The following is a 1,251-nucleotide window of genomic DNA, read 5'->3' on the forward strand; positions in this document are numbered from 1 at the left end:
CAAGCTTCGACTCCAACTCGGTTACAGCGTCCTCATGGATTCTCTCACGCTCCTCAAGCAACTTATCGACTCGATCGAGCTTCCTCTCTATCTGCTCCTGCTCCCGGTTCTGCGACCGCTCCAGAAACTCCTCGACATTAAAACCGTTGTCAAAGGCCTGGACCTCGCCGTAATCGAAGTACTCCACAAAAGAATAATTTGGAGAAGGCCTGAGAAGGCGTTTACTGCTCGCCTTGTTGCACTAGCCTCCGATATTCTCTTGCCTTCTCCCTATACAAACGCGGTAACTCCTCGATCTCCTCATTACTCCACGAACTGATCTCCTCTAACAGTTCTTCCGCCTCGAACACTTCGCTTGATGCGATCCTCATGTTCACAAGTTTAGTGCAAATATTTTTTACTCAGGTGCGAGAGGACGGGATTCGAATGAAATCAACTATTCGAAAAATTGATAACTACCTTCTCTGTATCCGGAAGCTTGTGATTAAGCCCGATTTTGGATCCATTGGCGAATACCTGAATCACTGGTGGCGTTCCGTGTTCTGCCTTTTGATTCCCTGCCTCATGAATTTCTTCTAGAATGTTTGCGAGCTCTTCAGACCGTTCCGGTGTTAGCAAGTGGGCTGCTACTTCACGAATCGTGAAATCACCGGGAACGCGAAATACCGGTCCCGTTTCAAACTCTACCAATACTGTTTCCTCAGCGTTCAAAGAGCGATCAACAATTTCTACAGACATGAGAAAATGTTGGGAGACTAAGATTGATTAGTATAACCCACTGGTTTACCTTCCTTTGTTGAAACCAGCTTTCCGAGCGCAAGCTACATGAGCATAATCTTGAATCGCTTCATAGTACATTGGTGCGCCTTGCTTCCTGTTCTTACCGTTTCCACAGACCCGGCACTTCCGTGTCATGCCCCATCAGGGGAGTTGTTATACAATCAATCTTTCCCCAATACGGTAAAGTTCAGATATTCATCTTATCAAGCTTATCCAATACGCCCCTCTCCTCAAGTTCCGATAACCGTTCCAAGACGGCCTGCTTTTCCTCTTTTTCAGACTCTTCCCTCAGTGATAAAGGCCTGCCGCAGTTACGGCACTCGCTAAACTGGGACTCATTCTCCGTATTACAGAATGGACAATTAACGTTCTTCTCCTCTTCGTCTTCTGAGTCAAGCCCGTACTGCTCTCGGATCGCCTTGTTGACGTCGTCGTTGTTCAAGTGGACATAGACCTTGGCACGGTCACTTC

3 protein-coding genes and 1 pseudogene are annotated in these 1,251 nt (G+C 47.2%); all 4 read right to left on the reverse strand.

All coding sequences use genetic code 11. The annotated features are described in order from the left end of the window. Positions 1–187 (reverse strand): hypothetical protein (locus tag U4E84_RS17825; protein ID WP_322533416.1); only part of this gene is annotated, 187 nt, incomplete at its 3' end. Between the two features lie 34 nt (positions 188–221). Continuing rightward, a complete protein-coding gene (locus tag U4E84_RS17830) occupies positions 222–371 on the reverse strand; it encodes a hypothetical protein (RefSeq protein WP_322533417.1) in 150 nt (49 codons plus the stop codon). A gap of 61 nt (positions 372–432) precedes the next feature. Then, positions 433–738, reverse strand: a complete 306-nt coding sequence (locus tag U4E84_RS17835) for a hypothetical protein (RefSeq protein ID WP_322533418.1) — start codon at positions 736–738, stop codon at positions 433–435. A 229-nt stretch (positions 739–967) separates the two neighbouring features. Next, positions 968–1,251 (reverse strand): annotated as a pseudogene (locus U4E84_RS17840) (integrase); the annotation flags it as partial.

It is taken from the genome of Halorubrum sp. AD140 (assembly GCF_034497445.1).
Classification (GTDB): Archaea; Halobacteriota; Halobacteria; order Halobacteriales; family Haloferacaceae; genus Halorubrum.